Genomic DNA, 18,819 nt, shown 5'->3' on the forward strand with positions numbered 1-18,819 from the left:
ATGCGGGCATTTTGCCCGCTTAAAACAGACTAAACTGTCTATCTGCGTGCATGGATGTAATCTACAAAGTAAAATCTCGGATAAAGCCAGAACTTCAGCCAAGCAAAAACTCCCAAACCTAGTAGTGCGATCGCAATTAAGGGTAAACCGAGAGATAATCGCCATTTATCGGGAAGGATAGCAACAGCACAAACATTAACCACAAAGTAGATTAAAAGCACTGCTTGCAAGCGTTGCACAACCAAAAGTGCTTCTCGACAGCTACGACAATGTTGAGTGTGTTGCGTGTAGCGATCGAGGATTTGTTGGCGACGAGCGTTTATACTCCGTGTTTGTGGAACACTGATTCCAACTTCGCTCCAAGGTAGTTGTCCGTGACAATAGCGATCGAACCAATTCCTAAACTCAATGATTAAACGATCTGCACTTGTCGGTAACTGATATGCAGTTTTCCAGCTTTCAGTCGATTGCCTTTGTTGGAGAAAGTACTCTTGCTGCTGTAGAAGAACCATATCTCCATCAATCACCAAATGACGTTCGCTAATATGATCCCACCAACGAGGTTTGAGACGATAGAGTGTTTTGCCAAAGTTTCGGGCAAATTGGATGATAATTCTAGACTTACCCGGACAGACAGGTATACAGTAAGAGACAAACCCAAAGCGTTTGCCATTATTACCAAAACTGAACGCATACTCCAAACGACAAGGTGGTTCAAAAGTAATTGTTCTTTGAGAACTTCCTTTTGTAGTCGCTTCAATTAAATCGGGTGTCGATCGCACAATTTCAAGCGGAATCGGTTTTGCTCGATTGCGATCGCCTTGCACGCCGTGATGGGCAAAAGGAACGTGACTCGGATCTGCCACATTTTCCACAAGAGTTTGCCAGTCGTACTCTAAATCTCGTACAAAAGAAGTCCAAACAAAGCCAATAGTAGCATCTACTTGCGGTGATAAAGGTAAGGGTGTACTAGCGGCTTGTTCGCTTGATTTTGCATCTGGCCAAACCCAGAGTAAATCTTGTTGCTGACGAACTGGTAGTGCCATAGCACATAGATTTTCTTTATTCTTGCTTGCGAGTGCAGGACTTTCTGCTTGGGGAATATGAGCACAGATGCCTTGTTTATCAAATTGCCAACCGTGATAGCTACACATTAAATTCCCCGTTCGATCATCAATGCGCCCTTCACTTAGGGGAGCAAGGCGGTGAGGACATCGATCTAAAAATACTTGGAAAGTTTCAGATGATTTGGGTTTCCAGATGACTAAACGAAGTCCCAAAAGTGTCACTGAAGTTGGTTGCTTGGGATCTAAGTCTTTGACTGGCGAAAGAGGATACCAATGTTGAAAAAAATTGAATTCCTGTTTCATTTAATAAAAATTAGGGTGTTAGGGGTGTGAGGTGTAGACAAACTTTATAGCAACTTGCACTCTATTTGTTTGTAGATTCCCACACTCCACACCCTGGTGGAGATTTTGAATCTACTCAATTAAGCCAAAACTTCAGTCTGTAGTAGCGCTTTACGTAGTGCAGTGACTGCTTCTTCTGTCTCTACCAATCTATGAAGAGCAAGCGCGATGTCATCCTCGACTTTCAAGAGCTTAGCTGCTTTCTTAACAGCTTTTTGCTCTTCAACTGAGTAATTCTCATCGGCGCGAGCCATTTGAATTGCGTGATACAGTAATGACCTCGATTTTGACCAAGTAGGAACATCGACTGTAATCTTAGCAAGCAAATTTTCTAAGTCAGCCTTTTTATATTCAAATGTTTTGTATTTCTCGATTGCATCTTCAGGAGCGCCAGCCATACGCTGGTGATTTAGTAACCAATTAAGTTCAGCTTCTGAGACTTCTCCATCAGCTCCAGCAATAGCAAGTAATGCATATCCATAGTTGAGGTATGCTTCAACAGGAATTTCGGAAATACCTAAGTTCTTTTTTAGAAATTCTGAAGCAGGTAGTACTTCTTTAATGGTGCTCACTAATGACCTCTTTGATATTTTGATAATTGATTGTCTAGCAGGTATATATAAATGAAAGAATTCTTTGCTAGGTTTCTAAGGAATATTCACCTACTGAATTCTTTCTAGAATCGCTGATACGCTGCTACTGGTTCTATAGGTTTAAATATCTCAATATTGAGAGTGAAAATGCAAGGACAGTTAAGACAGTTAAGTAAACTTACAAAAAACAATGACAAATGACATTACTATAAATCTACTGGCTTACGTATAATAGGCTAATGTTTTATAGGACTCATTCTCTAAATCACATTTTTATATGCGATATCAGGTTGGCGGCAGTCTCCCAAGTAACGATCCGACCTATGTTGTTCGTGAAGCAGACGGAATACTGTATAAAGCATTGAAAGCAGGTGATTTTTGTTATGTCTTTAACTCACGCCAGATGGGTAAGTCATCTTTATTACAGCGAGTCAGTTATCATCTGGAACAAGAAGGCTGTGCTTGTGTTTACATAGATGTATCTAGATTGGGTAGCGATGAAACCACGCCGTTGCAATGGTATAAAGGTACTATTCTCAGCTTGTTCCACTCTTTGAACTTAGCACAGCAGATCGATTTCCAAGAGTGGTGGCAACAGCAAACAGACCTTTCACCCATACAAAGATTGCATCAATTTGTGGAAGAAGTGTTGCTCCGTTACGTGCAACATCAGCGTATTTTCATCTTCATAGATGAAATTGATAGCTTGTTGAGTTTAAATTTTTCTGTCAACGACTTTTTTGTTTGGATTCGTCATTGCTACAACCAACGATCTCATAACTCGCAATTTGACCGTCTTGGATTTGCCTTATTTGGTGTAGCCAGTCCCTCGGATCTCATCTCTGACAAACGCCGAACACCTTTTAACATTGGTACAGCTATTGAGTTATACGGCTTTCAAGTGCATGAAGCTAGACCTTTACTCAAAGGTTTAGAAGAAGTGGTAAACCAAAGCGAAACAGTGCTGCGAGAGATCCTAGTCTGGACTCAGGGACAGCCGTTTTTAACCCAAAAACTTTGTCAGTTAGTTTGCCAGGTTGCCTTAGAATCTGCCACGGGAACAGTCGCCTTACCTGTAGGAACTGAGAAGTTTTGGGTAGAGCAACTCGTGCGATCGCGCATCATCCAAAATTGGGAATCACAAGATGAACCAGAACACTTGCGTACAATTCGCGATCGTCTGCTGTTCGACGAACGAAAAGCAGGACGTTTACTAGGGCTTTATCAGCGCATCTTGCAAGCAGAAGAGCCTTATGACGTCACACTGGAAACATGGAGAAGTCAAGAAATCACCAGTTATAACGATACACTTTCCTCTGCTCCTTATCTTCTCGTACCAACTGATGACAGTCAAGAACAAACAGAACTGTTGCTTTCTGGTTTAGTTGAGAAGCGTAATGGCTATCTCCGCATCAAAAATTTTATCTACCGCAATGTTTTTAATGCTGATTGGGTTATCAGGCAATTAGATAATCTCCGCCCTTACTCACAGACATTCAATGCTTGGGTTAAGTCAAGCTATCAAGATAAATCGCGTTTACTTCGAGGACAGGCATTAAAGGATGCTCAACAGTGGGCGCAAGGTAAAAGTTTGAGCGACCTCGATTATCAATTTTTAGCTGCCAGTCAAGAATGTGAAGCCCAAGAGGTGCAAATGGCACTAGAAGCAGCCAGGGCAAAAGCAGTAGAAGCACAACTCGAGCAACAAAACAAAGTGGCTAAACTGCAAAGATTTCTGTTGATTGCAGTGTGTATCGGGTTAGCGATCTCTAGCGTATTAGGGGCAGGAGCCTTTAGTTTATACCGTCAAGCCACCAGTAGTGAATATCAAGCAAGAAACAGCGAAATTCAAGCTCTAATATCCTCTGCTGAAGGGCTGTTTGCTTCAAATCGTAAGTTAGATGCCCTTGTAGAAGCAATTAAAGCTAGAAAAAAACTACAAAAGCTCGGGATGAAAAACACAAATATCCAGCAACGAGCGGAAAATATACTACGCCAAGCCATTTACATGAGCGATGAATATAATCGTTTGTCAAGCCATACAGCAGCTGTTATGGCAGTAGATGTCAGTCCCGATAAATCTCTCATTGCCTCAGTAAGTATGGACAATACAGTTAAGCTTTGGCAAGTTGATGGAATGGAAGTGGCGACTCTCAAAGGTCACACAGCAGGAGTGAGAACAGTGGATTTCAGCTTTGACTCTCAGATGCTTGTTACTGGAGGAGACGATCGCAGCATCAAACTCTGGGAAAAAGACAACAAAAACACCTGGCACGTCATGTCAACTATCAAAGGTCACACTGGAGGGGTATGGGGAGTACAATTTAGCCCAGATGGAAAATTCATTGCCTCTGGTAGTTATGACAAAACAGTCAAAATTTGGAAGCTTGATGGCAGCCTGGTGAAAATGTTTCAAAATGATACTATGGGTTTTACAGGAGTCAGTTTCAGTCCTGATGGTCGAACGATCGCAGCGACAAGTGCAGACCAAACCATAAAAATCTGGAAGCGAGATACTAGAGACTGGCAAACAGCAAAGCTGGTACAAACACTTGGAGGTCATAAAGGTTTTGTTACAGGATTAGCTTTTAGCCCGCAGGGTAATACTATTGCTTCGTCAAGTGACGATCGGACTGTCAAACTCTGGCAGCAAGACGGCACAAATGGCAAGTATCGCCTTTCTAGAACTATTCAAGGTCACAGTGCAGGTGTTTGGGGCGTCGCCTTTAGTCCCGATGGTCAGAAGATTGCCTCTGCCAGTCTTGACAAAACAATTAAAGTTTGGAACATTGATGGTACCGAGCTAAAGACTTACAAAGGACATAGTGCCTCAGTTTGGGGAGTGAAATTTAGCCCCGACAGTAGTTTTATCGCATCAGCTGGAGGGGAAAGCGTTGTTAGACTTTGGCAAAATGAGAATCCATTTCAGAAGACCATCACCGCTCATAATTCGGGAATTTGGTCAATAGCCATTTCTGCCGATAGTTCGACAATTGCTACAGCTAGCCACGAAAAAACCGCTAAATTTTGGAGTCGCGAAGGTACATTGCTCAAAACTTTGACTGAGGATGAGAGTACCGTATTTCAGGTATCATTTGCTGATGATAACCAGTTTATTGCTGCTACTACTGATGAGGTCATCAAACTTTGGCAATCAGACGGTCGTTTAGTCAAAATTTACAAAGATCCTAACAGTCGGCTCTTAGCAGCAGTCTTAAGCCCTAACAGTCAAACAATTGCAACAGCAAATGTTCACAATCTCGTTCAGATATGGCCAAGGAATCGTCCTGTTCCCATTGATATTCGAGGACATCAGGCGGAAGTTTGGGATGTTGTATTTAGTCCAGACAGTCAGATAGTTGCCTCCGTGAGTGCTGATAAGACTGTAAAGTTGTGGACTCTGGAAGGCAGCTTGCTCACCACTCTCAAAGGTCACACGGTATCGGTATGGAGAGTTGCCTTTAGCCTTGACAGTAAAATGGTAGCATCTGGAAGTGGCGACAATACTGTGAAGTTGTGGACGCTGGACGGTGAACCAGCGACTGGGGAAACCCAAAGAGGCAAGTTGCTAAGAACCTTGAAAGGACACACAGGTGCTGTGTGGGGAGTAGCTTTTAGTCCCGACGGACAAATTGTTGCTTCCGGAAGCGTAGACGCCACTGTTAAACTTTGGAAGCTTGATGGCACAGAACTCACAACCCTGAGAGGACATACTGCTGCCATTCGACGGCTTGCTATCAGTCGCGATGGAACTTTGCTAGCTTCAGGAGGCGATGACAATACACTTATTCTTTGGAATTTACAGAAAATTCTCAACCTAGATGCAGTCCATTACGGTTGCAAGTTTGCAAGAGATTATTTTAAAACTAACGTAGCACTAGAGGAAAGCGATCGTCACCTTTGCGACTCCACCTCAAAATAATCGTGTTGCAGACATCTCCAAAAATTAATTATGTATTGCCGGGTGCTTGCCGATACACGTGCATTCCGGGGACACGTTGCACCATCCATCTCCATATCGCTCAAGTCATCGTCAAACCGTTTGAAATGACAGTTTGGACATCTTTATCACCTCTTGCAGAACAGTTAATAATAACGCAAGGGCTATTATCTAATTGAGGACAAAGAGTTTTTAAGTAGGCGATCGCATGAGCTGTTTCTAAAGCTGGGATAATGCCTTCTAATTGCGAAAGTCTTTGAAATGCTTCTAATGCCTGCTTATTAGTCACGCTGTAATATTCAGCCCGACCAATATCCTTCAAATAACTATGCTCTGGTCCTACGCCTGGATAGTCTAATCCAGCACTTATCGAATGCGTTTCGACTACCTGACCGTCGTCATTCTGTAATAGATAGCTCATCGCACCATGTAAAATTCCAACTTTTCCTCGCGCTAAAGTTGCTGCGTGTTTTTTCCTATCTATACCTTCACCTGCAGACTCCACACCAATTATTTCTAAATATTCTTAACTTTTGAAGAAGCAAATAAGCAAATTTTGAATTATTCAGCGTTGGAGTTGAATCTAGTTATTGAAAACACATAAACTCCTAATAAGGGCTTTTCTCCGGATATAGCAGCTTAATACGCTTTTGACGTAATGCTAATTCTTCTTGGTGTAGCTGCTCTAACTGCCCTACTATTTCTTCTTTTACTCCTATAATAGAAGCCATTTCCCGAAGTTTTTTTCTTTCCTGTTCATGAGTTTCTCCATCAGCAGCACAAGCCCTAATTGCTGTGAGAAGTAAATCTCTTTGTGCCATAGACACTTGAGGAGAGCGAGCAATGACCTCTTCTAAATTTTCATCTGCCTCGTATGCTTTTAGCTCTTCAATTACCCAGTCTGCTACTCCCCAGGATGCACAAAATCCAATAGCCCAATTTTTTTCTTCACTTGAGAGAACTCCATCTCCTTTAGCGCAACATAAAACTGATTTCATATAAATACAACAATCTTCATCTGTTGGGACTTCGCTGAAGCCAAAAAACCAATTGAATACCCAAGATTGACCAATTTTTTTGATGTCGGACATAATTTTTTCCCTCTATTTACTAAACTTCTATATGTCTATCCCTGCGTGGAATAATGCTAGAATATTCCCAGTACTAAAGCAAAAACACAAGGATAGTTAAGACAGTTAAGACAGTTAACAAAAAATACCTGAATCTACAAATATTTACCAGTGAAAAGCTTGATATTAAATATATATAGCAATCCTAAATTATTTGTAAAAAATTTGGATTGCTAATTGCTAATAGCTAATGGCTTTTTGACCATTAACCCCTCCGGGTATCTCCTTACGGACACGCTACGAGATGCCGCAGCTATGCCCGCAAGGGCTATACGTACTTCTGCCTTCATGTACTAGTATCTCGGCAGACACCCTTGCCCAAACATCTTAGTAGAGGCGTGGAACGGGTGACCTTAACCCTACTAATGGAATATCAACTCTTAGAAAAACCAAAAATTTCAATTTCTTCTTGACTAAAAGTATCTTTCAATATCCTACGAAGAAGGCGCTGAATATGAAGGTGTTTTCCTGGTTTTACCTTTGTCAGCGTCAGCAGCAATAAATTATTCTCCCCAAAATTTTCTATTCCAGCGACTCGTGTAGGTTCCAGAACATCCTGTTCGTCTATCTTTAATTGCTGTCCTACATTCTCGATCGCTCTATAGACACGATCCAAATTAGAATCATGAGAAACGCTAATTTCTACTCTTGCATATATATACTGTTTAGAGTAATTGATAATCGATCCAATATCCCCATTGCGAACAATCTGTAATTGACCATCAGGATGACGGACGTGAGTCGTTCTCAGTTCAATCGCCTCTACAATCCCCTCAATATTTCTCTCTTCCACTTTCCCGACTTCAACATAATCACCAACCAAGTAATAGTTTTCAAACAGAATCAAAAATCCACATACAACATCATTAATCAGATTTTGCGCCCCAAGACCAACTGCTATACCCACAATTCCTGCACCTGCTAAAATAGGTGCAGGGTCGATACCAATCAGCTTGAGTATAGTTACTCCGGCAGTAAAGTAGACAAAGTACTTGGCAAAACTTCGCATCAAGGGAATAAGTGTCAGCCGCTTTTGTCGCTGTGAGTCATCAAGATCTATAGTTTTTACATAGAACTCATCAAGAATGAAGTAAGCAACTTCAACTAAAACATTGCTGATAAAGAAAATCCCAATAATCTGCACAATTTTAGGAGTATACGAACCGATCCAAGCGATAGGTTTTATTTCTGGAACAATAAAATCTACTATACCGACATAGAGGACGTACTCCAAACATTTCTTGAATAGGGGTATGAGATGACGCAAACGTTCGTATAAATTCAGGAGATTGTTAGAGCTAGAGTATCTCAGACTTAGATCGTCAAGAGTATCAACAATAGTAGCAACAGCTTTGACAATGAGTAAACCGCTCGCGATCGTAATATATATTTTTAAAGCAATGTAAATATATTTGGCAACAACTTCTGGAAGATAAAGAAAGTTAGCACACAAAATAGCAGAAATTCCCCATACACCATGAATAATAATTCTTTTTAATACCTTAAAAAAAGCCTCGACACTCTCATCATTAGCCTTAATTTTATCGACTTTCTTAGCATAATCACCAACCCAGTCTATACCGCGACTTAAAGGTGGTATGCTAACTTTAATTAGCATCAGTAAACTTACAGTCTTCAAACTTGCTGTAAAAAACTTGCTCCAAAACTGAGTAGGAAGATTGCGAATAAGACTGATCTGAAATTCTTGAATGTTTTCACCTCGATAAATAACTGCTCCATTTATGCCAATTAGAGCAAGACATGCGATCGCACAAATAAAAATTAAAATTTTGCTAATATGACGTTGGAGAGAAGTTATATTGACATTCTTTTCTTGAAGCCAAGAGAGTTTAGCAACTTGTTTGAAAACTATGCTAATTAGCCAGTAAAATAGCGAGAAAATAACTATCAAAAATATAACTTCGCCCAGTACAATCAGTATATTCATCTTTTGAGTATAAATTATTAAACTTCGTACAATTTTACTATCTCTAATTCTGGTGGTAGGGGAAATCCGAACTTTTCGCGATCGTGAGAAAATTTAATTACAAAAAGACATAAAGGTTGATTTTGATAAAAAGCAGTTAAATAAAACACCCGGATCGCGACACCTTCTCTATCATCTTCCTTTGACATGGAAAAATTGCCAGGGAAAATCTCGTCAAAGCAAATTTCAAACTGCCTTGCTGTAGCTAAAAAATGCTTTCCAATTATTTTAGCAGCATTATCATAAGCTGGGTTAGGAATAAACTTTCTGTAATGGCTTTCGTCAAATCCTGCTTGCAAAAGAAATTGAAAAAACTCATAAAATAAATTGAATTCTACGCTGCTATTAAAATCTTCCCAACCCTTTGTTAAACTCTCGTTAAGTTTTGCATATATCTTTGAAACTTGCAATTTTCCTCCTAGTTCGGTTTATACAAAAAATCTTTTTCTATCTTCCCAATGGAAGAAAAATGGCATTGCTAATTCAGATATAATTTATAAAAACACGTCTCAAATAGCGTGTTTTCACAAATCATACCTCAATCAGTAGTAAACCTGAATTGTTAATAAGGGCTTTTTTGAGGATATAAGAGTTTAAGACGCTTTTGTCGTAATACTGATTCTTCTTTTTGTAGCTGCTCTAACTGCTCTACTACGTCTTCTGTTACGCCTAAAATAGAAGCCATTTGTCGAATTTTCGCTTTTTCTTTTTCATGAGATTCTCCATCAGCAGCACAAGCCCAAATTGCAGTGAGAAGTATATCTCTTTGTGCCATTGATACTTGAGGAGAGCGAGCAATGACATCTTCTATATCTTCATTTGCTTCATATGCTTTTAGCTCTTCAATTACCCAGTCTTCAACTCCCCAAGACGCACAGAATCCAAGCGCCCAATCCTTTTCTTCTGGTGAGAGAACTCCATCTGCTTTAGCACAGCATAAAACAGATTTCATATAAATATTACTATCTTCATTTGTAGGAGTTTGGTTAAAACCAAAGAACCAATTCATTATCCAAGATGAACCAATTTTTTTGATATCAGACATGAGTTTCGTTCCTAAGATCTTAAGAAGCTAGGAAAATTTTTTGTTCAAGCTAGTGCTTACAGAAGAATACTGAGAATAGGTAATACTAAGCTTTGTGCTTCTTAATATCTCCGACTTTCAATCAAAATGCAAGGACAATTAAGACAGTTAAGCATCACTCAGACAACTTTCCCAATACCTTGGGGAGATACTACAGGTAGTGGGGTTCTAGCGCTTCTGTTAACGGTGACATAAAAATTTGTAAATGGTGGGTGAAATAAGTTGGAAAGCGAGAAGGAAACTCAACTGGTTGGCGCTAATGTAGTTGGTAAGGTAATGGTAAATTCTGTGCCTTCACCTACAACCGAGTAACAAAACAATTTACCACCGTAGGTTTCTTCAACAAGTTTCTTCAACAATTTGACGGGCGATCGCCAACCCCAACCCCGCGATCGAAAGGGGGGCTAGGGGGGATCGAGTCTTATCTGAACCGGATTGCGATATAACTAGGAAAGTTTGTTTAAAGCCTCTTGAACCATTTTGCGAACGATAGAGCTTTCATCCTCCAAACATTGGTTAAGCGGTTCAACTGCTCTTGAATTTCCAAGATTACCCAGAGCTAAAGCTGTTCCAGAACGAACATTAGGATTATCATCATTTAACATCCCAATGAGAGCATCTACAACTCTTAAATCGTTCAGATTTTCTAGAGCTTGAATTACCTCCAAACGGACATCCGCATTAACGTCTTTTAGAAGACGAATCAAGGGTTCAACTGCCCTTAAATCCCGTCGTTCCCCTAAAGATTGAATTGCTGCTTGACGCAACAAAACATCGTCATCTGCTAATCCTAAGATGAGCAAATCTACTATTTGTGCATCTGAGATGTAAGCTAATGCTAAAAGAGTATGAGAGCGAATATCCCTCTCGGAATCCTGAAGCAACTGAGTCAAAATTTCCATCAACTCGGAATGCTGGCGTTTTAAGAGCGTTTTTACACAAAGCTGAGTTACTTGTATCAATTCTTGCCAGGAACTTCCTTGAGCTTGTAAAAGGCTCTGTCGATCTCTCAAAACCTCAACCAAAGCATTTGTTGTTTTGCTATCTTCAATCAAACTTAATGCATTTACTAAAGAAACTCTGACACGATGGAAGCTAAATGCATTTGTGAGATTTTGACCGTTACTACGTAAAACTTCAATGAGGGGAGCGATCGCTCTAGGATCTGCAAACTTTCCAAGTGCTGTAGCGATCGCACTGCAAGCTGTAGACTGATTTTCTTGTCTCAATGCCTCGATTAAAGGTTCGATAGCTTTAACATCTCCTAGTTCTGCAAGTCCCCATGCTGCTTTAACACGTACAAAAAAGTCTGAGTCTTGCAAGCACGCAATTAGCGGATCGACGGCTTGATTTGCGCCCAATTTCACCAATGCTTCAATTGCCTTCGCCCTGACTTCGCTAGAACGATCTTTTAAAGCTTGTAAAAGTGGCTCAACAGCCCTTCTATCTCCCAATTCACCCAACTTTTGTGCTGCTAGAGCATGACCTGCACCATCGTATATGATGTTTTGTAAAGAAGAAATCAGTGGCTGAGCTCCTATTTCCTGAAATAAACCTAGATTGGCAAGATTATCTAAAGTCTTAGCCGCCATAGCTTGCAAAGTAGTAGCATCAGGGCTTAAAGGTGATGCCTGCAGAGCTTGTGTTAGCTGTTCCAAGGCATTTGGATCGGATAGATTAACTTGACTTGCCGCTGTTGGAGGATAGGAATTGTAAGATTCATCTGGGTTAATTTGCTGAGTTACGCGATAGTTATGTTTGCGCTGAATCTCCGCAATCTTTTGCCGATCTTCCTCCAAATATCCCTCTTCATTAAGATAATAAGCGCTTGTATCGTAACACTCTGCTGTTGCTAACATTAAATCAGTCAGGCTGTCCCAACGAATTTCTTTCGTACAGCCCTCTGGATCGATGTACCAAACAGGAGCTGCTTCCTCGCCTACAACAACAGCATACCTATAATCACCATTACCATCCAATATTGGTAGCCAGTGTGGGTTCCACCAGTCCCAACTCAACCAGTATTGATAATCCCTCAAAACTTCTTCTAAAAAGAAAAAATTATCGTAGTAAGGAATTATGTAGCCAAAGCTCGTACAACCGTTATGCCAACCGTAGAATTCGTAGAGTTCTTCTGGAAGTCGAAATGGAAAATTCACGAGCAATGCGTCTATTTGTTCGCGAGTTAATCCTGGCTGTAAACCCAAAGCAAATTCAGGCTGGTTTTTTACAAACCAAGTTTCAATTCTGTTGAGTGCTTCTGTTAACGGTGACATAAAAATTTGTAAATAGTGGGTGAAATAAGTCGGAAAGTTAGAGGGAAACTCAACTGGTTGGCGCTAATGTAGTTGGTAAGGTAATGGTAAATTCTGTGCCTTCACCTAAAACTGAGTAACAATACAATTTACCACCATGGGTTTCTTCAACGATTTGACGGGCGATCGCCAACCCCAACCCCGTTCCTTTCCCCACAGCTTTCGTAGTAAATGAATGGTCGAATATTTTTTGTTGAACTTCTTCACTCATTCCCTTGCCATTATCAGCAATAGCAATTTTTACTATATTATTTTCGACTGAAGTTGTAATTTTAATTCGGTTTGGACTTGCTTGAATTTCTGTCAAAGTGCGTCCATTGTTAGATTCTTCTAAAGCATCAATAGCATTCGCTAAAATATTCATAAATACCTGATTTAACTGACCGGGAAAACATTCAATTTGAGGTACATTACCATAGTTAGTGACAACTTCAATTAATGGATGTTGTTCATTTGCTTTGAGACGATGCTTCAAAATTAAAATCGTGCTATCTATACCTTGATGAATGTTAAATGGTACTTTATAGTCTCGATCGGCACGAGAGAAAGTGCGGAGACTCGTGCTGATGTTTTTTAATCTGTCACATGCTATAGACATGGAATCAAGCATTTTGGGTAAGTCTTCTAAACTATATTCCAAGTCAATTTCTTCAGCATGAACGAGAATTGGCTCGCTCGAATCGGGGAAAGTTTCTTGATAGAGTTTCAAGTGCTCGACAATATCAGTAAACATTGGTTTAGCTTGTTTAATACTAGCAGCAATAAAACCTAAAGGATTATTCATTTCGTGAGCGACACCAGCAACTAAATTACCCAAAGCAGACATTTTCTCACTTTGGACAATTTGTAATTGGGCGTTTTGCAAGTTGTGTAATGCGTGTTCTAATTCCAGTGATTTTTGTTGTAAGGCAAGTTCTGCTCGTTTGCGATCGCTAATATCAATCGTTGTTGTAATAATTCGGCAAATCTGTCCGTTTTCGTTTTTGAGCGGGTTGTGGGTCGCCAGGAACCATTTTTCCTCGCCCTTCATGGTTAACAAATTTTCTGTGGAAATGGGTATCCTACTTTCTACACAATCAACCAAGATGTTTTCGATAGCTCTCCCTACTTCTTCCCCATAAACTTCAAAGGGCGTTTTTCCTAAAACATCAATCTCACGAACTCCGCATATCTTTTCTGCAGTAGGATTCAATCCGGCATAGCGAAAACTGCCATCTTCCATCACATCTGTCACAATAATGAGTATTTCAGATCCATCGTAAATACTGCGGAGAAATTGTTCTTTCTGTTGCAGAGCCGCTTCGGTTTGTTTGCGATCGCTAATATCCCGGAAATACCAAATCCGCCCCCAGTTTTCTTGATTCCCAGAGTTTACAGGAACCGATGTCCGTTCGATCGTTCGTCCATCTTTCAGGAGCAGTTCACAGTGGCTTGATTCATTAATATGCTCGTATAAGTAGAGAACTCGGTCTAAAAAGGCTTGTGGATCGGCAACTTTCTCAACAACAAATGCCAGCATTGCGCGATCGTCACGGGTATTCCTAAGTTCTGGTGGAACTCTCCATAGATCTAGAAAACCCTGATTATAAGAACTGATTTGTCGGTCTTTATCAACAACCAAGATTCCATCCAGAGAAGATTCACGTTGCGCCTCTAGGAAAGCGTTACTTTGCTGGAGCTTGATTTCAGCTTGTTTGCTTTCATAGAATAGTTTGGCATTTTCTAAAGAAATAGCAGCTTGAGTGCAAAGTAAATTCAGGAGTTCGACGCAATTGTTTGTAAACGCTTCCTTTGCTAAATTATTTTCTAAATATAAAATGCCCATCAACTTCCCTTGATGCAAAATCGGGCCACACAAGATACTTTTAGGCTGCTGACGAATGATATACGGGTCGTTGGCTAAAGTTGGATCTGCCATTGCATTATGGAGCACAACAGTCTGCCTGTTGTGCTTGACTTTGTAAATCAGTTTCAAGGGAACCTCTTGAGTGTCCTCAACCACAAGGTGCTCGAATACTACTGGCTCCCTCCCCTGGGTAATCGATCCTTTAATTAGCAGGTGATTATTTTGCAAGAGCATTAACACACACTTCTCGGCTCCCGCATTTTCAATGACGATAGAAAGCAACGATGACAGCAGTTTTTCGAGTTCGATTTCACTTGAGAGAGTTTGGGAAGCTTTGAGAATCGCTTTTAAATCTAGGAGATCTGAGACACTGTTGCTAGAAGTAGCGGAACTAGTGGATATGGCGCTCCCCAATGCGGATATAGTTTCGTGAAGTGAGACGGAAGAACGTGTTTGCTGTAATATAGGAGCCAGCAGTTGGGGATAGCGGCGTTCCAAGTCAGCAACCTTGGCTTTTGCACCCCATCGGGCATAGTCATAATAGGCTTGGGTCATGTATTCCCGAGCAATGCGCTGTTTACCCCACCCCAGGTAAAACTTTGCCGCTAGTTCATTAGCTAAAGCTTCTTCCTGAGTGTATTCGTTGGATTTGGCTCCAGAGATTGCCTTATCGTATAGCTCAATCGCTTGTGCTATTTGTCCTAATACGCGACATTTTTCGGCTTCAACTAAGTCAACTTTATGCTGGTGATTCATCGGAGCATAGTGCGCCCAGTACTGTAACTGCGTTTGGTTTTGCGCTACCCGCTCTAATACCGTCGAGCCGTGATCTGACGGTTGACTCAACTGTGCTAGAGCAATCAAAGAATCGTAGAAATAAAATGCAGGTTCACCAACAAATCCTGCACCTGCAATTAAATAGTTTCTGCCTAAGAGTGCATGGTTGTTAGCTTGCTCAATTTCCCCAAACAAAAAGCAAAGCATCAGCTTAGACACATAGAAACAATACAGGGCAAACAAGTCATTAGCAGCTAGCAGCACTGGCAGAAATTCTGTTTCTTGCAGGGCTTCACCCGATAAAATGGTAGGATGCTCTGCACAACCCAACAGATTTAACACCGATTGCCAAAAGATTCGGCAGCGATTAGCTGATGCCAAATGGTGCAGTTGAGCACAACCATTGCTGTATGTGCGAGCCTCCTGCTCTAAGATGGCAAGCGGCTGACTGCACCAAAAAGAATTGTTACAAAAATTGATCGCATTATTTCCAGCGAACTCCAAGTTTCCAACTTCCAGTCCAATCGCGTAACCCTCTTGCGCTAGTGGCAACATTTCTTTTATATGAGACTTGCGGTGCAGGAGAAATCCTCCCAGCACAGCTAATACTTCGGGCTTAATCGCTTTGGCATCAAGTTTATAGACAACCTGGAGAGCTAACCGACCAAACTTGACTGCTGTCTCTACATCGTTGACCAGATTACACAAAACCATTCCATACATTACATAGGTATAGGCTGATACCGATGTATTGCCGTATTGAATAGATAGTTTAACCGACAACAAAACTAGCAATGGAAGCAATGGAGAGCCAATGATGTGAGCTGTTGAGAGAATGCTACTGGTAACCTGGAGAATTGCCAATTTCTCTGCTTCGGTCATCACGTTTAGATGAACCAAATCTTCAATTTGCTTGTCTGCAATGAGTTCTTCAATCTCTTGTATTGCCTGTTGAATATCTGTCGGTGTAGGTGTGTGAAACGTTACACCTAGTTGTTGCAAAATAGTTTCGCAAATCGCGATCGCAGAGGAAAATTTACTTTGGGAGGCATGAGATTGAATTCTAATGCAGTAAACATGAACCTGTTCAAGTAAAGAGTGCGCCTGGGCGATAACAGCATCAATAAATTGTTCCATCGCCTCAAAGTCACCACATAGCATGGCCACTTCTGCTGCTAATTCATGGAAGGCGAGGGTCATTTCATAATGGTGTTGCCAAGCTTGTTCTCCCAACAGGGACAATCCCACAGCAACATATTCACGCGCAGCTTGATAGGCGGTAGCGGCTCTGGCTTTGCGACAGGCGATGAGGTTCAGTTGTGCGAGTTGCTCTCGTTGTGTTTGTTGGTTAATTAAACTCACTCCGTGATTTAATTGATTCACCACTTCAAAAATCCGCTCTTCTAGTGCTTCTGGGGAGATCTGTTGCAGGAGTAGTTGTCCGATTTGGTAATGTGTTGTCTGTTTTTGGTTGTCAGCAATTAGGGAGTAAGCTGCTTGCTGGACTCTATCGTGTAAAAACCTATATTTAGCTATTTGTTGAGCGCTCTCCTCATGTTTGGGTACCAACCCAATGCCTGCTTCTGTTTGATAAAATTTATATACATCACTTAACGGTACAATCAACCCTTCTTGCAGTGCTTTCCACAAAGTCGCAGCTGTTTCTACTTCTGAGTGTTGGCTGACAATAGCCAAAGTTGCAATATCAAATTGATTGCCAATACAAGCGGCTAGCTGCAACACCTGTTGAGTTGATGCTGGCAGTTTTCCTAATTGCAACGCCATAAAGGCAACAACGTCATCTGTGACTGCTTGAGTTGTCACTTGTGCAATGTCACATTGCCAGCAGCCCAACTCAAAATTAAATTGAATGAGTTCTTCTTGATGCAATGCTTTGAGAAACTGGGTAGCAAAAAACGGATTTCCTTGAGTTTTTTGATAGAGCAATGGCGATAATTCCCATGCTAAAGTTTCCTGACATTTTAATGTTTCGGCAACTAACTGATTGATTTGCTCTCTATTAAGTGGTGCTAGAGTAATCGTCTGAATCTTTGCTCTTGTTTTTTGGAGTTCGCTTACAGTCAACATGAATGGATGTGCTGGGTTGATTTCGTTATCACGGTAGGCACCAATTAACAAGAAATGACCTGTATCAGCCATTAATAACTGTATTAACTTTAATGATGCTAAATCAGCCCATTGCAAATCATCTAAAAAAATCACTAATGGGTGTTCTGCACTCGTAAAAACTTGAGTAAATTTTTGAAACAATAAATTAAAGCGATTTTGTGCCGCAGTTCCTGATAATTCCACTACTGGCGGTTGGCTGCCAATAATTCTTGATAATTCGGGAATGACTTCAATGATAACCTGACCATTTTCACCCACAGCCTCTAAAATCTTATTTTTCCATTGCTCTAGTTGGACATCACTTTCGCTTAACAATTGCCCCATTAAATCCCGAAAGGCTTGTACAAATCCAACGAAAGGAATGTTCCTTTGAAATTGGTCATATTTTCCTTTGATGAAATAGCCGCGTTGCCGCACAATTGGTTTCTGAACTTCGCTGACAACTGCAGTTTTTCCAATTCCGGAACAACCCGCTACCAGAATCATCTCTGTTGCACCAAGGCTAACTCGCTCAAATGTTTCCAGTAAAGTCAAGACTTCGGTTTCTCGTCCATAAAGTTTATCGGGAATCATGAAGCGCTCGCATGCATCCATCTGTGCGATTGCAAAATCTGAAATCCGACCAGTTTCTTGTAGCTGATGCCAACACTTTTCTAAATCTAATCTCAGTCCTAAAGCACTCTGATATCTATCTTCCGCGTTCTTCGCCATTAATTTTCTGATAATTTTTGAGATAACTAATGGAATTTTTGAATCGATTTCATGTACTGAGGGTGCAATTTTGGCAATATGAGAATGTATCAACTCCATTGGCTCAGTTGCTGAAAATGGTAACTTTCCTGTCAGTAATTCGTAGAATGTGACACCCAAAGAATAAAAATCTGTACGATAGTCTATACCGCGATTCATTCTACCTGTTTGTTCTGGAGATATATAACTGAGCGTCCCTTCTAGGATATGAGAATTACTCGGTGTTTGATTTTCTTTCGGTAATAAAGATGCAATACTAAAATCAATAATTTTAACTTCTTTGGTTTCGGGATTAATTAAAATATTGCTGGGTTTAATGTCTTTATGAATAATGCGCTCCCGATAGAGTACATCTAAGGTATTGCACAGCCGGATCGCGAGCACTAAAAATTCCTCTAGAGATAGACGCTTTACCTTGAGGCTCCATTCTTTCAAAGAAATCCCCCCAAAGTCTTCCATTACCAGCGCATAACCATTTTGATATGGTTCTAGGCTATAAGTTTGGACAATCAGAGGTGAGTTAAGATTTTTAGTGATGGTGTACTGATTGCGAAATAATAAGAGTTCGTTAAAAGTGGGATAAGAATTTTTCAGTAGTTTGATCGCTACTCTTAATGAGTCAATTTCTCGGTATCCACGATACACTAAGGTTCTCGAACCATTGTATAGTTCTTCAGTTATGCAATATCCGGGAATACTGACAAGATCGCTGACCATACCGCTAAATTCTCAAGACTTCCAAATTTAGTATTCCCAGAAATTTGAAGTTTCTTAACAAAACTAGATGAAGAAACCAAACTGCGTTTTAACATTGACTGAATTTAATGCCTAGTACGCTTGATATAGACAAATTGTCAA

At 40.7% G+C, this 18,819-nt stretch carries 9 protein-coding genes and 1 pseudogene; 1 reads left to right on the forward strand and 9 read right to left on the reverse strand.

The window, feature by feature from the left end; all coding sequences use genetic code 11:
• Positions 1-38: 38 nt before the first annotated feature.
• A complete protein-coding gene (locus tag AB0756_RS07975) occupies positions 39-1,370 on the reverse strand; it encodes an aromatic ring-hydroxylating dioxygenase subunit alpha (protein WP_038077916.1) in 1,332 nt (443 codons plus the stop codon).
• 119 nt (positions 1,371-1,489) lie between these two features.
• Entirely contained in the window at positions 1,490-1,981 is a 492-nt protein-coding gene (locus AB0756_RS07980; RefSeq protein WP_038077914.1) for a TerB family tellurite resistance protein, read from the reverse strand.
• Between the two features lie 298 nt (positions 1,982-2,279).
• Between AB0756_RS07980 and AB0756_RS07985 the strand changes: the two genes are divergently transcribed.
• A complete protein-coding gene (locus AB0756_RS07985) occupies positions 2,280-5,924 on the forward strand; it encodes an AAA-like domain-containing protein (RefSeq protein WP_038077912.1) in 3,645 nt (1,214 codons plus the stop codon).
• Between the two features lie 100 nt (positions 5,925-6,024).
• On the opposite strand, the pseudogene AB0756_RS07990 reads toward AB0756_RS07985, so the two are convergent.
• The 7 genes and pseudogenes from AB0756_RS07990 to AB0756_RS08020 form a co-directional block, all read right to left on the reverse strand.
• Positions 6,025-6,462: pseudogene (locus AB0756_RS07990) on the reverse strand (tryptophan synthase subunit beta); the annotation flags it as partial.
• A gap of 88 nt (positions 6,463-6,550) precedes the next feature.
• Positions 6,551-7,033 carry a tellurite resistance TerB family protein gene (locus AB0756_RS07995; RefSeq protein ID WP_038077910.1) on the reverse strand — a complete coding sequence of 161 codons (483 nt, stop codon included), beginning with the start codon at positions 7,031-7,033 and terminating at the stop codon, positions 6,551-6,553.
• A gap of 412 nt (positions 7,034-7,445) precedes the next feature.
• Positions 7,446-9,020, reverse strand: a complete 1,575-nt coding sequence (locus AB0756_RS08000) for a mechanosensitive ion channel family protein (RefSeq protein WP_038077909.1) — start codon at positions 9,018-9,020, stop codon at positions 7,446-7,448.
• Positions 9,021-9,037: 17 nt separating this feature from the next.
• Entirely contained in the window at positions 9,038-9,469 is a 432-nt protein-coding gene (locus AB0756_RS08005) for a hypothetical protein (RefSeq protein WP_038077907.1), read from the reverse strand.
• 152 nt (positions 9,470-9,621) lie between these two features.
• A complete protein-coding gene (locus tag AB0756_RS08010; protein WP_038077901.1) occupies positions 9,622-10,104 on the reverse strand; it encodes a TerB family tellurite resistance protein in 483 nt (160 codons plus the stop codon).
• A gap of 485 nt (positions 10,105-10,589) precedes the next feature.
• Positions 10,590-12,419, reverse strand: a complete 1,830-nt coding sequence (locus AB0756_RS08015) for a HEAT repeat domain-containing protein (RefSeq protein ID WP_038077899.1) — start codon at positions 12,417-12,419, stop codon at positions 10,590-10,592.
• 49 nt (positions 12,420-12,468) lie between these two features.
• Positions 12,469-18,678, reverse strand: a complete 6,210-nt coding sequence (locus AB0756_RS08020; protein WP_038077895.1) for an AAA family ATPase — start codon at positions 18,676-18,678, stop codon at positions 12,469-12,471.
• Between the last annotated feature and the right edge of the window lie 141 nt (positions 18,679-18,819).

The sequence above is a fragment of the Tolypothrix campylonemoides VB511288_2 genome (assembly GCF_045999855.1).
In the GTDB taxonomy this organism is placed as follows: domain Bacteria; phylum Cyanobacteriota; class Cyanobacteriia; order Cyanobacteriales; family Nostocaceae; genus Scytonema; species Scytonema bouteillei_A.

Coding starts and splice junctions, on each gene's coding strand:
- AB0756_RS08010 (WP_038077901.1), bottom strand. CDS start 10,104: ATGTCTGATATCAAAAAAATTGGTTCATCTTGGATAATGAATTGGTTC.
- AB0756_RS08015 (WP_038077899.1), bottom strand. CDS start 12,419: ATGTCACCGTTAACAGAAGCACTCAACAGAATTGAAACTTGGTTTGTA.
- AB0756_RS07985 (WP_038077912.1), top strand. CDS start 2,280: ATGCGATATCAGGTTGGCGGCAGTCTCCCAAGTAACGATCCGACCTAT.
- AB0756_RS07975 (WP_038077916.1), bottom strand. CDS start 1,370: ATGAAACAGGAATTCAATTTTTTTCAACATTGGTATCCTCTTTCGCCA.
- AB0756_RS08000 (WP_038077909.1), bottom strand. CDS start 9,020: ATGAATATACTGATTGTACTGGGCGAAGTTATATTTTTGATAGTTATT.
- AB0756_RS08020 (WP_038077895.1), bottom strand. CDS start 18,678: ATGGTCAGCGATCTTGTCAGTATTCCCGGATATTGCATAACTGAAGAA.
- AB0756_RS07995 (WP_038077910.1), bottom strand. CDS start 7,033: ATGTCCGACATCAAAAAAATTGGTCAATCTTGGGTATTCAATTGGTTT.